Annotated in this window: 16 protein-coding genes; 6 read left to right on the plus strand and 10 right to left on the minus strand. The window is 71.0% G+C overall.

Going from position 1 to position 15,531, the window contains the following annotated elements:
- Positions 1–8 precede the first annotated feature (8 nt).
- Positions 9–2,795 (plus strand): beta-L-arabinofuranosidase domain-containing protein, encoded by a 2,787-nt coding sequence (locus OG289_RS05795; RefSeq protein WP_327312917.1) that lies wholly within the window; start codon positions 9–11, stop codon positions 2,793–2,795.
- 21 nt (positions 2,796–2,816) lie between these two features.
- On the opposite strand, the gene OG289_RS05800 is transcribed toward OG289_RS05795, so the two are convergent.
- Positions 2,817–3,590, minus strand: coding sequence for a LysR family substrate-binding domain-containing protein (locus OG289_RS05800; protein ID WP_327312918.1), 774 nt, complete (start codon positions 3,588–3,590; stop codon positions 2,817–2,819).
- Positions 3,591–3,648: 58 nt separating this feature from the next.
- On the opposite strand from OG289_RS05800, the gene OG289_RS05805 reads away from it, so the two are divergent.
- Complete coding sequence (locus tag OG289_RS05805; protein WP_327312919.1) at positions 3,649–4,035, plus strand: DUF5997 family protein; 387 nt, start codon at positions 3,649–3,651, stop codon at positions 4,033–4,035.
- A gap of 43 nt (positions 4,036–4,078) precedes the next feature.
- On the opposite strand, the gene OG289_RS05810 is transcribed toward OG289_RS05805, so the two are convergent.
- Positions 4,079–4,984, minus strand: coding sequence for an EamA family transporter (locus OG289_RS05810; RefSeq protein ID WP_327312920.1), 906 nt, complete (start codon positions 4,982–4,984; stop codon positions 4,079–4,081).
- A gap of 68 nt (positions 4,985–5,052) precedes the next feature.
- Between OG289_RS05810 and OG289_RS05815 the strand changes: the two genes are divergently transcribed.
- Positions 5,053–5,928 (plus strand): LysR family transcriptional regulator, encoded by an 876-nt coding sequence (locus OG289_RS05815; protein WP_327312921.1) that lies wholly within the window; start codon positions 5,053–5,055, stop codon positions 5,926–5,928.
- 89 nt (positions 5,929–6,017) lie between these two features.
- Positions 6,018–6,410 carry a cold-shock protein gene (locus tag OG289_RS05820; protein WP_327312922.1) on the plus strand — a complete coding sequence of 131 codons (393 nt, stop codon included), beginning with the start codon at positions 6,018–6,020 and terminating at the stop codon, positions 6,408–6,410.
- Positions 6,411–6,485: 75 nt separating this feature from the next.
- Here the strand turns inward: OG289_RS05820 and OG289_RS05825 are convergent, their stop codons facing one another.
- From OG289_RS05825 to OG289_RS05850, 6 genes are all read right to left on the minus strand, one after another.
- Positions 6,486–7,388 (minus strand): SDR family NAD(P)-dependent oxidoreductase, encoded by a 903-nt coding sequence (locus tag OG289_RS05825; RefSeq protein WP_327312923.1) that lies wholly within the window; start codon positions 7,386–7,388, stop codon positions 6,486–6,488.
- Between the two features lie 37 nt (positions 7,389–7,425).
- A complete protein-coding gene (locus tag OG289_RS05830) occupies positions 7,426–8,670 on the minus strand; it encodes a cytochrome P450 (RefSeq protein WP_327312924.1) in 1,245 nt (414 codons plus the stop codon).
- A 126-nt stretch (positions 8,671–8,796) separates the two neighbouring features.
- Entirely contained in the window at positions 8,797–8,991 is a 195-nt protein-coding gene (locus OG289_RS05835; RefSeq protein ID WP_327312925.1) for a ferredoxin, read from the minus strand.
- Between the two features lie 23 nt (positions 8,992–9,014).
- The gene (locus tag OG289_RS05840) at positions 9,015–10,193 is read right to left on the minus strand and encodes an NAD(P)/FAD-dependent oxidoreductase (RefSeq protein WP_327312926.1); all 1,179 of its coding nucleotides are present in this window, start codon (positions 10,191–10,193) and stop codon (positions 9,015–9,017) included.
- 99 nt (positions 10,194–10,292) lie between these two features.
- The gene (locus OG289_RS05845) at positions 10,293–11,033 is read right to left on the minus strand and encodes an SDR family NAD(P)-dependent oxidoreductase (RefSeq protein WP_327312927.1); all 741 of its coding nucleotides are present in this window, start codon (positions 11,031–11,033) and stop codon (positions 10,293–10,295) included.
- A gap of 35 nt (positions 11,034–11,068) precedes the next feature.
- Complete coding sequence (locus tag OG289_RS05850; RefSeq protein ID WP_327312928.1) at positions 11,069–11,482, minus strand: carboxymuconolactone decarboxylase family protein; 414 nt, start codon at positions 11,480–11,482, stop codon at positions 11,069–11,071.
- A gap of 180 nt (positions 11,483–11,662) precedes the next feature.
- Between OG289_RS05850 and OG289_RS05855 the strand changes: the two genes are divergently transcribed.
- Positions 11,663–13,294, plus strand: coding sequence for a flavin-containing monooxygenase (locus OG289_RS05855; protein WP_327312929.1), 1,632 nt, complete (start codon positions 11,663–11,665; stop codon positions 13,292–13,294).
- Positions 13,295–13,361: 67 nt separating this feature from the next.
- On the opposite strand, the gene OG289_RS05860 is transcribed toward OG289_RS05855, so the two are convergent.
- The gene (locus OG289_RS05860; protein WP_327312930.1) at positions 13,362–13,772 is read right to left on the minus strand and encodes a nuclear transport factor 2 family protein; all 411 of its coding nucleotides are present in this window, start codon (positions 13,770–13,772) and stop codon (positions 13,362–13,364) included.
- 66 nt (positions 13,773–13,838) lie between these two features.
- On the minus strand, positions 13,839–14,240 hold the full coding sequence (locus tag OG289_RS05865; RefSeq protein ID WP_327312931.1) for a YybH family protein: 402 nt from the start codon (positions 14,238–14,240) through the stop codon (positions 13,839–13,841).
- A 188-nt stretch (positions 14,241–14,428) separates the two neighbouring features.
- Between OG289_RS05865 and OG289_RS05870 the strand changes: the two genes are divergently transcribed.
- Positions 14,429–15,487, plus strand: a complete 1,059-nt coding sequence (locus OG289_RS05870; RefSeq protein ID WP_327312932.1) for a cyclase family protein — start codon at positions 14,429–14,431, stop codon at positions 15,485–15,487.
- Positions 15,488–15,531: the final 44 nt, after the last annotated feature.

Here is a 15,531-nt window from a genome sequence, read left to right on the forward strand (position 1 = left end):
GAGCAGACATGGCACCGCCCCTCACCAGACGGACCCTTCTCCGGAGCACGATGCTCGCGGCGGCCGTCCCCGCGCTCTCCGCCACGGCGGCCACCGGCGCCTCGGCGACCGCCCTCCCGCCGTCGCCCGCCTGGTCCCTCCAGCCCTTCCCCCTCGAAGACGTCGCCCTGGGCCCCGGCGTCTTCGCCGCCAAACGGCAGCTGATGCTCGACCACGCCCGCGGCTACGACGTGAACCGACTGCTCCAGGTCTTCCGCGCCAACGCCGGCCGCTCCACGCTCGGCGCGGTCGCCCCCGGCGGCTGGGAGGGCCTGGACGGGGAGGCCAACGGCAACCTGCGCGGCCACTACACCGGGCACTTCCTCACGATGCTGTCCCAGGCGTACGCGAGCACCGGCGACCAGGTGTTCGCGGACAAGATCCGCACGGCGATCGGTGCGCTGACGGAGGTACGCGAGTCACTGCGGCACGACCCCACCGTGCTGAGCGTCGACGGCAGGTTCGGTACGGCCGTGGAGAACGTCCGCGGCTCCTACCAGTACGTCGAGCTGCCGTCCGGCGTCCTCGGCGGCGCCGCGGAGGTCACCCTCGCCGCCTGGGTGAAGCCCGCCCACGACGCCGACTGGGCCCGGATCTTCGACTTCGGCAACGACACCACCCGGTATCTGTACCTGGCCGCACGCAACGCGAGCGGCGTGCCCCGGTTCGCCCTCACCACCGGCGGGGCGGGCGGGGAGCAGGGGCTCAATGGCACCGCCGCGCTGCCCCTGAACCAGTGGAGCCACCTCGCGGTGACCATCGCCGCGGGCACCGGGACCCTGTACGTCAACGGCACGGCCGTGGCCCGGAACACCGCCATGTCACTCACCCCGGCCGCCCTCGGCACCCTCACCAACAACTGGCTCGGCCGGTCCAACTACGCGTCCGACCCCGTCTTCGCGGGCGCCTTCGGCGGGTTCGACGTGTGGTCGCGGGCGCTGACCGCCGACGAGGTCGCGGCGTTGCAGAGCGGCCGGACAGCCGGCGACCTCGCCTCCTACGCCTTCGACGAGACCTCGGGAAGCACGTTCGCGGACGCCTCGGGGCGCGCGCTGACCGCCACCCTGCGCCGCACCTGGGGCGGGCCCAGCCACCCCGGGTTCCTCGCGGCCTACCCGGAGACCCAGTTCATCCAACTGGAGTCGATGACCGGCAGCGACTACACCAAGGTGTGGGCGCCCTACTACACCGCCCACAAGATCCTCCGAGGTCTGCTGGACGCCTACCTCGCCACCGACGACGACCGCGCGCTCGACCTGGCGTCCGGGATGTGCGACTGGATGCACTCCCGGCTGTCGAAGCTGCCCGAGGCCACGCTCCAGCGCATGTGGGGCATCTTCTCCAGCGGGGAGTTCGGCGGCATCGTCGAGGCGATCTGCGATCTGCACGCGCTCTCCGGCAAGGCCGAACACCTAGCGCTGGCCCGCCTGTTCGACCTCGACAAGCTCATCGACGCCTGCGCGGCGAACACCGACACGCTCGACGGGCTGCACGCCAACCAGCACATCCCGATCTTCACCGGACTCGTGCGGCTGTACGACGCGACGGGCGAGACGCGGTACCTCACCGCCGCGAAGAACTTCTGGGGCATGGTCGTACCGCACCGCATGTACGGCATCGGCGGCACCAGCACGGCCGAGTTCTGGAAGGCACGGGACGTCATCGCGGGGACGATCGGCGCGGCCACCGCCGAGACGTGCTGCGCGTACAACCTGCTGAAGCTGAGCCGGACGCTCTTCTTCCACGAGCAGGACCCTGCCTACATGGACTACTACGAGCGAGCCCTGTACAACCAGGTCCTCGGCTCCAAGCAGGACACCGCCGACGCGGAGAAACCACTGGTCACGTACTTCATCGGGCTCACCCCGGGCCATGTGCGCGACTACACGCCCAAGCAGGGCACGACCTGCTGCGAGGGCACCGGCATGGAGAGCGCCACCAAGTACCAGGACTCGGTGTACTTCATGGCCGCCGACGGCAGCGCTCTGTACGTCAACCTCTACAGCCCGTCCACGCTCACCTGGGCCGAGAAGGGCGTCACGGTCGCGCAGAGCACCGACTTCCCGCGCGAGCAGGGCAGCACGCTGACGGTCCGTGGGCGGACCTCGGCGTTCGCGTTGCGGTTGCGGGTGCCGGCCTGGGCGACGGCCGGGTTCCGGGTGACGGTCAACGGACGGAAGGTCAACGGGACGCCGACGCCCGGCAGTTACTTCACGGTGTCCCGGACCTGGCGGGACGGGGACGTCGTCCGGGTGGCGACGCCGTTCCGGCTGCGGGTGGAGAAGGCGCTCGACGACCCGTCCCTGCAGACCCTGTTCCACGGTCCGTTCAACCTGGTCGCTCGTAACTCCGCCACCACGTACCTGGAGTTCGGGCTGTACCGCAACGCGGCCCTCTCCGGCGACCTGCTGCCCTCCCTCGCGCCGGTGAGCGGGAAGCCGCTGCACTTCACGCTCGACGGCACCGAGTTCGCCCCCTTCTTCGAGGGCACCGAGGATCCGACGCACGCTTATGTGCGCAGGGCGGAACCCTGGGTGGTGTTCGGGAACAGCGACTCGGGCGTGGCCAACCCGGCGAAGCCGGACGGGACGACCCTGCTCGACGAGGTGTGGGCCGGGGCGCCGTTCCGTGGGAAGTCGGCGCTGGTGGCGCGGGTGCGGACCGTGGTGGACGCCTGGGTGACCGCCGGACTGCTCGCACAGGCCGACGGCGAGAAGGTGGTACGTACGGCACGCGGGGCGACCTTCGTGCCGTAGGACCGGCGGACCGGCGGGTCGCTACGACCGGCGGCGGGGCTTGCCGCCGCCGGTTCCGCGCCGGCCGCCACCGCTCTTCGCACCGCCGCTCTTGGCACCGCCTGCCCGACCGCCCGCGCTCTTGCGGGGCGCGCCGCCCGACTGCGCCCTACCCGGCTGCCGCTCCTTCGCCGGGGCCTGCGGGGTGCGGCCCCGGGTGCTGTTGACCGTGCGGCCGCGGACGATGCCGATGAAGTCCTCGACCAGCTCGGTGGTCGCGTCCTCGGGCCAGGAGAGGGCGACGTCCGACTGCGGGGCGTCGACGACCGTGCGGTAGGTGAGGTCGCGGCGGTGGTGGAGGCGGGCCAGGGACTGGGGCACGACCAGGACGCCGATGTTCGCCGCGACCAGCTCGATCGCGTCCTCGGTGGTCACCGGGCGCTCGAAGGCGGGCTCGCCGGGCAGCTGCTCCCAGCCGAGGACGTCGTCGAGCGGGTGCAGGACCACCTCGTCGGCAAGGTCGTCCAGGGTGATCTCCTCGGCCGCCGTGATCAGGTGGTCCTTGGGGACCACGACGACGGTCGTCTCGGTGTAGAGGGGGATCGCGCTGAACACCGTACGGTCGACCGGGAGGCGGACGAAGGCAGCGTCGGCGGAGCCGTCGCGCAAGACGTCGGAGGCCTCGGCGGGGGTCACCTGGAGGAGGGTGAGGGGCGTGTCGGGCAGGCGCTCCTGCCAGATCCGCGCCCACTTGGCGGGCGTCACTCCGGGGACGTACGCGAGCCGGAACGAGGGGGAATCCGCCGAGTCGGTCATCCCGCCAGGTTACCGGCTGTGGTCGGAGGTCTCGTCCGCGGCCGATACCCTGGACCATATGAAGTCGCAAGCGAGCACCCAGACGATGAAGGCCGCCACCGCGGCGAAGAAGCTGGGTGTGTACCTCCCCGCCACGCCCGCCGAGTTCCAGGAGGGCGTGGTCTCGCGCGCCGAGCTGAACGAGCTCCAGGCGAACCCGCCCGAGTGGCTGCGGAAGCTGCGCGAGACCGGCCCGCACCCCCGTCCGGTGGTCGCGGCCAAGCTCGGCGTCTCCATCGCGGGCCTGGCCCGCGGCGGGGTGACCGAGGCGCTCACCACCGAGCAGATCGAGGCCGTCAAGGACGCGAAGCCGGAGTGGCTGGAGAAGGAGCGCGCCGTCCAGGCCGAGGTCCGCAGGGAGACGGTCCGCATCAAGAAGCGCGACGCGGAGCGCGCCGAGTCCTGACACACCCGGTGTCCTGACATACCCGGTGGCCTGACGCATCCGCTCAGGTGCGCCGCGGCACGAGGATGCTGAGGGCGTTGGCGCAGACGACGGCGGCGATGGCCGACCAGTCGAGAAGGCCGAGGCCCTGGCCGAGCCCGATCCAGCCGACCAGCGCGGCCAGCACCGGGTTGACGCTCATGAACAGGCCGAAGGCGGCCGGTGACACGTGCCGCAGGGTGAGCAGGTCGGCGAGGTAGGGCACCGCCGAGGAGAGAACCCCGGCCGAGACGGCGTAGCCGACGGCCGTGCCGGTCGGCGGCTCACGGAGCACGAGGACGACGCCGACCGGCAGGAACAGCACGGCAGAGACGGCCGCGGCGGCCGCCGAGCCCTGGGCGCCGGGGATGCGCCGGCCGACCGTGCGGTTGAGCAGGATGTACGACGCCCAGCACACGGCGGCCAGCAGGCCGAGCCCCATCCCCAGGTAGTCGGTGGAGGGCTGCGGGCGCATCAGGGTGACCGCGCCCGCCGCCGCGACGGCCGCGCAGCAGGCGTCGACCCGGCGGCGCGCGGCGGCCAGGGCGATGGTCAGCGGGCCGAGGAACTCCAGGGTCACCGCGAGGCCGAGGCCGATGCGGTCGATGGCGGTGTAGAGGGACAGGTTCATCGTCCCGAACACCAGGGCCAGCAGGAAGACGGGTCCCCACTGGCGCCGGGTGAAGGACCGCAGGCGGGGCCGGCCGACGGCCAGCAGGACGAGCGCCGCGACGTACTGGCGGACCGCCACGACTCCCGTGGGGCCGAGCACCGGGAAGGCGAGCGAGCCGATCGCGGCACCGGTCTGGTTCGACAGACCGCTGCCGACCATGGCCGCCACGCCCGTGAGACGCCGGTCCCGGCCCGAGCCGACGCTCAGTGACGCGGATGCAGATGCGGACGCGGGGGCGGGGGCGGGGGCGGCAGACATAGCCGGATCGTCCTCCCCCACCGGGCTTGCGCAAAATGCATGCACCACGCGATCTATACGATGAAGTCATGGATCTCGGGACGCGTGGGCGGGACGTGGAACTTCGGCAGCTGCGGTGCCTCGTCGCGATCATCGACGAGGGCGGTTTCACGGATGCCGCAGCCGTGCTCGGCGTCTCCCAGGCGGCCGTGTCCCGGACCCTGGCCTCGCTCGAACGGGCCCTGGGCGTAAGGCTGTTGAGGCGTACCTCCCGGGTGGTGACGCCGACCGCGACCGGGCTGCGGGTGGCGGCCCACGCGCGGCGGGTGCTCGCCGAGGTGGACACCCTGGTGCAGGAGGCGGCCTCCGGCCACACCCGGCTGAGGATCGGCTACGCCTGGGCCGCGCTGGGCCGCCACACCCTCGCCTTCCAGCGTCGGTGGACGGAGCGGCACCCGGAGACGGACCTCCAACTGGTGCGGGTGAACTCGGGCAGCGCCGGTCTCGCGGAGGGCGCCTGCGACCTGGCAGTGGTCCGCAGACCACAGGAGGACCGGCGGTTCGACGCGGCGATCGTGGGCCTCGAGCGGCGCCTGTGCGCGCTGGCCGCCGACGATCCCCTGGCCCGGCGCCGCTCGGTGCGGCTGGCCGACCTCGGTGGCCGGACGCTCCTGGTCGACCGCCGTACCGGCACCGCCACCGCCGAGCTGTGGCCGCCCGACGCCCGTCCGGCCACGGAGGAGATCCATGACGTCGACGACTGGCTGACCGTGATCGCCACCGGCCGCAGCATCGGGATGACCGCCGAGTCGACCGCCAACCAGTACCCGCGCCCCGGCGTCGTCTACCGGCCGGTGCGCGACGCCGAACCCGTCGCCGTCCGCCTGGTGTGGTGGCGCGACGATCCGCATCCCGCGACGCAGGCGGTGATCGAACTGCTCACCACGCTGTATCGCGCACAGTGAACGCCCCTGAGTCGCCCTGGGGCCGTCGCTTTGACTACGATCTGGGCAGGTTCACCGACGTGGGTGTTTCGAGGTTGCTGGGGGTTGGGATGGTTGCTGGTCGTGTGGTGCGCTTCGACAGCCAGCGAGGTTACGGGTTCATCGCGCCCGACGACGGCGGGGAAGACGTCTTCCTGCACGTCAACGACATGCTGATGCCCGAGTCGCAGGTGCGCCGGGGCATCGTGGTGGAGTTCGAGATCGAGGACGGCGAGCGCGGCCCGAAGGCGTCCGGGGTACGGCTCGCGCGGGGCGCGGACGGCAAGCCCCTCGCCGCCGCCGACGACGACGTGCTGTGCGATGTGCTCAGCACGGAGGAGTTCACCCGGGACGTCACGGAGACGCTGCTCACGGCGGCGCCCTCGCTCACCGGCGAGCAGATCGTCCAGGTGCGGGCCGGGCTGGCGCAGTTCGCGAAGAACCACGGCTGGGTCGAGGGCTGACCCGGCCGGCCCGGGCTCGACGCCGGGTTCGAGGCGGCCCCGGCCGGGCCGCCTCCGCCGCCGCCCGTGCCTGCCCTAGCCGCCGAACCGGTGCTTCAGGAAGGCGCCGGACCAGGCCATCAGGTCGGCGGGGACGTAGTAGTCCTTCTCGTCGTTGATCGCCTCCCAGTGGGCCGCCACGTCCTCGACGGTCGCCGGACCGTCCTCGTGGACGTAACCCTGCGTCGAGGCGATGAAGAACCGTGCGAACCGGCCCGCGCCGGCGGTGTAGATCTCGCCGCTGACCGGGCAGTCCTCGTGGGCGAGGAAGGCCACCATCGGCGCCACCGCGGACGACGGCATCAGCGACTCGCTCGACTCGTCCTCGGTGCCCGCCATCCGGGTCTGCGCCGCCGGCGCGATCAGGTTGACCTTGATCCCGTGCGGTTCGCCGGCCAGCTTCGCGCTGCGGGCCAGCCCGACCACACCGGCCTTGGCGGCGGCGTACGACAGGTTGTTGTCGAGGCCGAGCATTCCGCTCGACGTGGTCAGGACGACCCGGCCGTACCCCTGCTCCACGAAGTGCGGCCAAGCCGCGCGGACCGTGTGGAAGGAGCCGAGGAGGTGGACGGCGAGGTGCCGTTCGAGGTTGTCGGCGGTGACGTCCGGCAGCCCGCCCCAGCGGATGATCCCGGCGTTGTTGACGAGGACGTCGATGCGGCCGAAGCGTTCCAGGGCGGTGCCGACGATGGCCTGGCCGCCGGCTTGTGTGGACACGTCGTTCGTGTCGGCCACGGCCTCGCCGCCGGCGGAGACGATCTCGTCGACGACCGTCTGCGCGGGGCCGGCACTGGCGCCCTCCCCTTCCATCGAGCCGCCGAGGTCGTTGACGACGACCTTCGCCCCGCGTTCCGCGAGGAGGCGGGCGTGGGCCCGGCCGATGCCCCGGCCCGCGCCGGTGACGACCGCGACGCGGCCTTCGAAACTCAACTCGCTCATGTGTGACTCCTGTCGTGAAACAAGTCGGCCGGGCTGCTTACCAGGTGACCGTCAGTTGGTGGACGCCGTAGGCGAGGGAGTCGCCCTTGAACTCCAGCGCCTCGCGGTCGACCGCGAGGCGCAGGGTCGGGACGCGGCGGAAGAGCGTGCCGAAGACGACCTGGAGCTCGATGCGGGCGAGCTGCTGGCCGACGCACTGGTGGACGCCCCAGCCGAAGGTGTGGTGGTGCCGGGCCGGGCGGCCGAGGTCGAGCTTCTCGGGCTCGGGGAAGGCCTGCGGATCCCAGTTGCCGGCGGGCAGCGGCACGATGATGCCCTCGCCGGCCCGGATGGTCTCGCCCTCGATCTCGATGTCCTCGCGGGCGACGCGCCGCTGGCCGAGGTGCGGGATGGTCAGGTAGCGCAGCAGTTCCTCGACGGCGTTCGCGAGGAACCCCGGGTCGTCCGCGGTGCGCAGCCGCTCCAGCTGGTCTGGGCGTTCCAGGAGCAGCGCGGTGCCCAGGGTGATCATGTTGGCGCTGGTCTCGTGACCGGCGATCAGCAGCACCATGCAGAGCAACGTGGCGTCGGGCAGGGTCAGTTCGCCCGCGGTGACCCGCCCGGCGAAGTCCGACAGGACGTCCTCGGCCGGCTCCTCCATGCGCTGCTGGAGCAGCTTGGTGAGGTAGCCGCCGAGGGCCTCCATCGCCCTGCGGTCGTCGTCGGCGGTCTTGAACCGCTTGTTGGCGACGGCCGCGTGCTCCTGGAAGAACTCGTGGTCCTCGTACGGCACTCCGAGCAGCGCGCAGATCATCAGCGAGGGCAGCGGGAGCGACAGCGCGGTCACCAGGTCCACCGGCTTCGGGCCGTCGAGCATCTGGTCGATGAGCTCGTCGGTGAAGCGCTGGATCTCCGGCCGCAGTCTCTCCATGCGGTTGCGGGTGAACGGGCTGGTCATGGTGCGGCGGATGCGGGTGTGCTCGGCGCCGTCGGCGTTGAAGATGGTCAGGGGGTGGTGGGGCGCGTTCTCCGCCTGGGCCCGGGTCGGGTGCGGAAAGCCGGGCTGTTTCTCGTCCGAGCTGACCCGGGGGTCGGACAGGACGGCGCGCTGTGCGGCGTGGCCGGTGACCAGCCAGGGGGTGCTGCCGTCCCAGATGCGGGCGCGGGCGACGGGCTTGCCGTCCTCGTGCAGGGCGAGCAGTTCGGCGGGCGGGGCGAAAGGGCACTTCCCCGACCGCTCCCCCGGGTACTCGAGGTCGGGCGCGGCGACGACCGGTTCGGTGCGGGTGTCGGTCTCGGCCATGGACTTGCCTCCGGGTGCTTACGTGTGGGGGGACGCGGTCGTGTGTGGGGTGCCGTCGTGTGTGGTCGCGTGTGGGGGTGCGGTCGCGTGTGGGGGGGGTGCGGTCGTGTGGGGATGGGGGTGCGGTCAGTCCGTGATGCGGATCGCCAGCGCGGGGCACACGGCCGCCGCGTTGCGCACGTCGTCGGCCAGCTCCGGCGGCGGGTTCTCCTCCAGCAGGACGACGATGCCGTCGTCGTCCCGCTGGTCGAAGACGTCCATCGCGGCGGCCACGCACTGCCCGGCGGCGACGCACTTCTCCTCGTCGACGACAACCTTCATGGGGATCTCCGGATCGTTCGGGTTCAGGGGGTGAGAGCGAGGGCGTCGAGGATGTCCTGGCGCCTCAGGCGGCTCTGCTTGGGCATGTTCCAGCCGAGGACGCCGGTGACCAGGCCCGCGCTGCGGTAGCGGACGACGAAGCGCCGGGCGCTCGGGTCACCCTCGACGACCTCCGTCTCGGCGTCGGCCGGGAGCAGGCCGTGGACCTGGAGTTTCGCGTCGAACTGGTCGGTCCAGAAGTACGGCACGGGAACGTACGGGGTGTCCTCGCCGAGGATCGCCCCGGCGACCGCCGCGGCCTGTTCGGTGACGTTGGTCCGGTTCTCCAGGCGGACCAGCCGGCCGAGCCGCTCGTGGTGCCAGCGGGCGACGTCGCCGACCGCGTAGACGCCGTCGGCGGCGCGGCAACGGGCGTCGCAGACCACGCCGTTGTCGAGGGTCAGTCCGCTCCCGGTCAGCCACTCGGTCGCCGGGATCGCGCCGATCGCGACGACCACCGCGTCGGCCGGGAGTTCCTCACCCGTGTCCAGCCGTACGCCGGTGACGCGGCCGTCCGCGCCGGTCAGTCCGGTGACTCCGGTGCCGAGGCGCAGCCGTACCCCGCGCTCGGTGTGCAGATCGGCCAGCAGGCCCGAGACCAGGGGGCCCACCTGGAGGGCCAGGGGCGCGGGCTGGGGGCCGGTCATGGTGACGTCCAGGCCGAGGGTGCGGGCGGTGGCCGCGATCTCGGCGCCGAGGACGCCCTCGCCGACGACCACCAGCCGGGGTCCGCTCAGCAGGTCCTCGCGCAGAGCGAGGGCATGGTCGAGGGTGCGCAGGACGTGTACGCCGCGCAGTCCGTCCTGGCCTGGCAGGGTGCGGGGGCGGACGCCGGTGGCGACGACGACCGCGTCCGCGCGCAGGGTGCGGCCGGACTCCGTGCGTACGGACCGGTCGGCGGCGTCGAGGGCGACCGCCGCGTCCCCCAGGACGAACTCGGCGTCCAGTGCCGACAACGCCTCCTCGGTGCGCAGTTCGGCGCGGGCGGGCTCCCAGGTGCCGGCGAGCACCTGCTTCGACAGGGGCGGGCGGTCGTAGGGGGTGTGCGGCTCGTCGCCGAGGACGGTGATCGCGCCGGTGTAGCCCTTGCGGCGGAGCGCCTCGGCCGTGGTCAGGCCGGCCGCCGAGGCGCCCACGACCAGCACGCGGTCCGGGGCGCTCACGGCGTCGCTCCGTGCGGGGGCTCGGTACGGGGGTCGTTCGTCATGGGTTGCTCCGTTGCGGTCGTGCGATGGTGCGGGCCGGTGGGAAGGGCGCAGGCCTCAGGTCAGGTAGCGCCCTCCGTTGACGCTGAACGTCTGGCCGGTGACGTAGCCGGCCTCCTCGGAGACGAGGTAGGCCACGGCGTGGGCGACGTCCTCGGGGCGACCCGCGCGCTTCATCGGCATGGTGGCCGCGACCGCTTCCACGTCGACGGGGCCCTGGCGCACCAGGGGGGTGTCGATGAAGCCGGGCGGGACGTGGTTGACGGTGATGCCCTGGGCGATGTATTCGACCGCCAGCGCCCTGGTGAGGCCGATGACCCCGCCCTTGGAGGCCGCGTAGTGGGCCATGGCGGGTGCGCCGGTCTGGGCGGACGAGGACGAGATGTTGACGATGCGGCCCCAGCCGGCCTCGACCATGTCCGGCACGATCTCCTTGGTGACCAGGAACGGTCCCTTGAGGTTGATGCCGATCATGCGGTCCCAGGCGTCCTCGGTGATGCTCGTGAAGGGCTGGTAGGCGGTGATCCCCGCGTTGTTGACGAGGATCGAGACGGGGCCGAGTTCGGCTCGGGTGCGGGCCGCCGACGCGGCGACCTCGGCGGCGTCGGCGGCGTCGCCGGCCACGGCGATCGCCGTGCCGCCCGCCTCCTGTATCGCGGCGGCGGTCTTCTCGGCATCTTCGAGGTTGAGGTCCCAGATCGCGACGGCGGCCCCCTTGGCAGCCAGTACGGTCGCGATGCCCTCGCCGATCCCGCGGGCGGCGCCGGTGACGACCGCGACCTTTCCTTGCAGTGACATGCGTGCTCCTTCTGTTCGTGGTGGGCCCGGAGGGATCACTGGTCGCCCAGCGCTTCGCGTGCGGCGGTACGGGCCGCCACCGCGGCGGGGAAGCCCGCATAGCCTGCGGAGTGGTAGACGACCTCGGCGATCTCGTCCTCGGTCAGGCCGTTGGTCCGGGCGATCCGCACATGAGTGCGCAGCTCGGTCTCGGCGCCGAGGCCGATGAGGAGGCCCAGGGTGACCAGGCTGCGATCACGGGGAGCGAGTCCCTCGCGGGCCCACAGCGCGCCCCAGACACTGGTCAGGCCGATTTCGACGAGGTCTTCGCCGAGGCGGCCGTCCCGCAGATCGAGATCGCCCTCGGGGAATACCCCGGGAAGGGCCGCCCGCATGGCTTTCAGACCCGCGGCCCGCAGATCGGGCTCGGCAGCAGGGGCGGGAGAGCGGGTGACGTCGTTGGCACTCATGTGCGGCTCCTGTGGCACGTCATCGTGTTCATCACCTTGAGCGAAACATCGCCTTGAGCGAAAGTTAGATCAAACGGTCGGTACAATCAATGGGTGCTAGCCTCACCTCCAAGATTCGACCGACCGGTCGATAAAACATAAGCTCACGGGAGCCGCGGCCCCTGTCAAGTTGGAGGGCAGATGAGCGAAGCACAGCAGGAGAAGACCTCGGCCGAAGAGGTCGACGTCCTGGTCATCGGGGCCGGGGTCACCGGCATCTACCAGCTGTACCGGGCCCGTGGGGCGGGCTTCTCGGCGCGGCTCCTCGAAGCGGGCAGTGGTGTGGGCGGCACCTGGTACTGGAACCGCTACCCCGAGGCACGCTTCGACTCCGAGAGCTACACCTACGGCTACCTCTTCTCCAAGGAGCTGTGGGAGGAGTGGGAGTGGTCGGAGCGCTTCGCGGGCCAGCCGGAGATCGAGCGCTACTTCAACCACGTGGTCGACCGCTTCGACCTGCGGCGCGACATCCGGCTCGGCATCAAGGTGACCGCGGCCGTCTACGACGAGCCGTCCGCGACCTGGACCGTGCGGGGCAGTGACGGCACCGAGGTACGGGCACGCTTCGTCGTCGCGGCGACCGGCAACCTCTCGGTGCCGTTCATCCCCGGCATCCCGGGACGCGAGGACTTCCGCGGCGAGCAGCACCACACCTCCCGCTGGCCGAAGGTCCCCGTCGACTTCACCGGCAAGCGGGTGGCCCAGATCGGCACCGGATCCAGCGGCGTGCAGATCATCTCCGCGATCGCGGACGACGTGGCCCACCTGACGGTCTTCCAGAAGGACGCCGACTGGCTCACGCCGCTCAACAACGGGCCGATCACGCCCGAGGAGCAGGCCGAGATCAAGTCCAGATTCGAGTCCATCCGCGACACGCTGAACACCTCGCCGAGCGGGTTCCTCCACCAGATCGTCATGCGGTCGGGCCTCGACGACAGCCCGGAGGAACGCCAGGCCTTCTACGAGGAACGGTGGAACGGCCCCGGCTTCACCAAGCTGACCGAGCACTACATGGACATGCTGTCGAACGAGACCGTGAACGCCGAGTGGTGCGAGTTCATGGCCAACAAGATCCGCAGCATCGTCAAGGACCCCGAGACGGCGGACAAGCTGATCCCCAAGGGCCACGGCTACGGCGGACGGCGGCCCCCCTTCGGGACCGGCTACTACGAGACGTACAACAAGGCGAACGTCTCCCTCGTCGACATCAACGACACGCCGATAACCCGCATCACCGAGGACGGGATCGAAACCTCCGCAGGTGTCGAGGAGTTCGACATCATCATCTGGGCGACCGGCTACGACTTCGGCACCGGCGCGCTCAACCGGCTCGGCGTGCGGGGCCGTCAGGGACTCCCGCTGAAGGAGTACTGGTCGGACGGCCCGCGCACCTACCTCGGGGTGGCCACGGCCGGCTTCCCGAACTTCTTCTTCCCCGGTGGGCCGCACGGGGCGACGGGCAACAACCCCCGGTACGCCGGCGACCAGGTGGACATCGTCACCGACGCGATCGTCCACGCGCGCGACAACGGTTACGACGCCGTCGAGGTGAGCGAGGCCGCCGAGGAGGAGTGGACGGACAGCATGAACAACAGCAAGATGTCCTCCTTCCTGGAGAGCAGCTACTTCTACGGGGGCAACATCCCCGGCAAGCCGGTCAAGCAGCTGCTGAACCCTACGGGCCGGTGGGCGCTCCAGGAGGCGATCACCGCCGTCAAACAGAACGAGTACGCGACGTTCGTCTTTTCCAAGGCCGAGAACCCCGACGCCTGAAACCCGGACGCCCGTGCCGCCCTGGACGTGGGCGGCACGGGCGTCCGGGTCTGCCGCTACGGCAGTCCTACGGCAGGAACGTGGTGACCCTGCGCTGGAAGCGCCACTCGCCGTCCTTCCGGCGCAGGGTGTCGTCGTAGCGCCCGACGAGTTGTACGGCCCAGCCGGAGTCACCGCGCTGGAAGAACGCCAGGTTGCTGACGGCCGTCGCCTCGTCCTCGGTCGCCGAGGTCACGACGGTGTTGCCCACCAGGTGCAGTTGCGGCCGCGTCGGCGCGAAGGCGGCGTAGCCCTGCCGAATGGCGTCGTGGCCCTCGAAGGTGCCCACGCCGGCGATCTCGGCGACGCCGTCGGGGTGGAACAACTCGACGAGGTCGTCGATCCGGTTGGCGTCCAGCGCGTGGGCGTAGGCGGCGACGGCGGACTGCACGGCCGCGGCGACGGACGCGTCGGTGGACGCGTCGGTGGAGGTGCTCATGGGTCTCCCAAGGGTGAAGGGGTCAGGGGGCAGGGGCTGGTCAGGGTCGGCGTCAGGGGCTGGTCGTCACGCCTGGAAGGCGGTGACCCGGTGCTTCAGCAGCCAGGTGCCGTCGCCGCCTCGGACGAACGTGTCCTCGTACCGGCCGACGACCTGGACCGCCCAGCCCGTCTCGCCGCGCTGGAAGAAGGCCACGTCGCTGACCGCGCCGGCCTCGTCCTCGCCGGTGGCCGTGACGACGGTGTTGCCGACCAGGTGCAGTTGGGGCAGCGTCGGCGCCCAGCCCTTGAACGCCTCACGGAGCGCGTCGTGGCCCACGACGGGGTCCATGCCGGGCAGTTCCAGGACCCCGCCGGACGCGTAGAGGGCGACGATGTCGTCGGTGCGGCCGGCGTCCTGGGCCTGCGTGTGCGCGCCGATCACGGCGCGGACGCCCGCCGCGACCAGGGCCTGCGTGGGTTCGCTCAAGGTGTGCCTCCAGGGTTGTCCGTGCGGGGATGTTTCGATCACATCTTTCGACCACGCAGTCTATTGATTAATCCAAGCCGAAAATAGAGATCGGAACCAATCCTTCGGATTTGTTGACCGCTCGGTACACTCTTAATAGAGTGCGGACGACCGTCGACGGGGACAGTCGGCAGAGGAGGCGTTTTATCGTGACGAAGCGTTGGAAGCAGCGGCCGCCGGGCTCGACGTGGGGCGACTGGGGCGAGGACGACGAGCTGGGGCGCATCAACCTGATCACCCGCGAGAAGGTCCTCCAGGGGGTGCGTGAGGTCGAACACGGGATCACCTTCAGCCTGAGCCTGCCCCTCGACTATCCCGGTGGTACGGCCCTGAACCAGCGGCGGTGCCCGCCGATCCTCAGGCCGACCGAGGACCTGGAGCACAAGCAGGACGTCTTCTACAACGTCGTGGCGAGCGAGCAGATCGCGCCCATCTTCACGGACGTGTGGTCCGACGACGTGGTGACCCTCTGGCTGCAGTACTCGACGCAGTGGGACTCCCTCTCCCACCAGGGCGAGCAGTTCGACGCCGACGGCGACGGGATCGCCGAGCCGGTCTACTACAACGGGTACAGGCCCGGCGTCGACATCATCGGACCCCAGGAGGACGCCAAGGGAGACGGCAGCGGCAGCCTCAGCTTCGCCCGCCACCTCGGCATGGAGCACATGGCGGAGCACGGGGTCCAGGGCCGGGGCGTCCTCGTCGACCTGGCCCATCACCTGGGCACCAAGTGGCAGCCGGTCAACCTGAAGACGCTCCAGGAGATCATGGCCGCGGACAACGTCGTGGTCGAGCCCGGTGACGTCCTCCTCCTGCACACCGGCATGGCCACCCAGGTCCTCGCCTGGAACAAGAACCCGGACCCGGAGGCGATCCACACCACGGGCTCCTACCTCGACGCCCACGACCCGGCCTTGCTGGAGTGGATCGCCGAGTCGCAGATCTCGGCACTGGTGGCGGACAACTACGCCGTCGAGGGGGTCGGACCGGGCATGCCGCCTCCCACCGACATGACTCCGCACACGCTGCTCCCGATCCACAACCTGTGCCTGTTCAAGCTCGGCGTCCCGCTGGGCGAGCTGTGGTACCTGGACAAGCTGGCGACCTGGCTGCGGGAGCACGACCGCAGCCGCTTCCTGCTCACCGCTCCCCCTCTGAACCTGCCGGGAACGCAGGGCAGCCCGCTGACACCGATCGCGACCGTCTGACGCCGGCCCATACCGGCCCGTACCAGAGGAAGGCCCCAGGACCG

This window comes from Streptomyces sp. NBC_01235, assembly GCF_035989285.1.
In the GTDB taxonomy this organism is placed as follows: Bacteria; Actinomycetota; Actinomycetes; order Streptomycetales; family Streptomycetaceae; genus Streptomyces.

Excerpts from the sequence above, each read along its gene's own strand:
- OG289_RS05795 (WP_327312917.1), top strand. The coding sequence starts at position 9 with ATGGCACCGCCCCTCACCAGACGGACCCTTCTCCGGAGCACGATGCTC.
- OG289_RS05800 (WP_327312918.1), bottom strand. The coding sequence starts at position 3,590 with ATGACCGACTCGGCGGATTCCCCCTCGTTCCGGCTCGCGTACGTCCCC.
- OG289_RS05805 (WP_327312919.1), top strand. The coding sequence starts at position 3,649 with ATGAAGTCGCAAGCGAGCACCCAGACGATGAAGGCCGCCACCGCGGCG.
- OG289_RS05810 (WP_327312920.1), bottom strand. The coding sequence starts at position 4,984 with ATGTCTGCCGCCCCCGCCCCCGCCCCCGCGTCCGCATCTGCATCCGCG.
- OG289_RS05815 (WP_327312921.1), top strand. The coding sequence starts at position 5,053 with ATGGATCTCGGGACGCGTGGGCGGGACGTGGAACTTCGGCAGCTGCGG.
- OG289_RS05820 (WP_327312922.1), top strand. The coding sequence starts at position 6,018 with ATGGTTGCTGGTCGTGTGGTGCGCTTCGACAGCCAGCGAGGTTACGGG.
- OG289_RS05825 (WP_327312923.1), bottom strand. The coding sequence starts at position 7,388 with ATGAGCGAGTTGAGTTTCGAAGGCCGCGTCGCGGTCGTCACCGGCGCG.
- OG289_RS05830 (WP_327312924.1), bottom strand. The coding sequence starts at position 8,670 with ATGGCCGAGACCGACACCCGCACCGAACCGGTCGTCGCCGCGCCCGAC.
- OG289_RS05835 (WP_327312925.1), bottom strand. The coding sequence starts at position 8,991 with ATGAAGGTTGTCGTCGACGAGGAGAAGTGCGTCGCCGCCGGGCAGTGC.
- OG289_RS05845 (WP_327312927.1), bottom strand. The coding sequence starts at position 11,033 with ATGTCACTGCAAGGAAAGGTCGCGGTCGTCACCGGCGCCGCCCGCGGG.
- OG289_RS05850 (WP_327312928.1), bottom strand. The coding sequence starts at position 11,482 with ATGAGTGCCAACGACGTCACCCGCTCTCCCGCCCCTGCTGCCGAGCCC.
- OG289_RS05855 (WP_327312929.1), top strand. The coding sequence starts at position 11,663 with ATGAGCGAAGCACAGCAGGAGAAGACCTCGGCCGAAGAGGTCGACGTC.
- OG289_RS05860 (WP_327312930.1), bottom strand. The coding sequence starts at position 13,772 with ATGAGCACCTCCACCGACGCGTCCACCGACGCGTCCGTCGCCGCGGCC.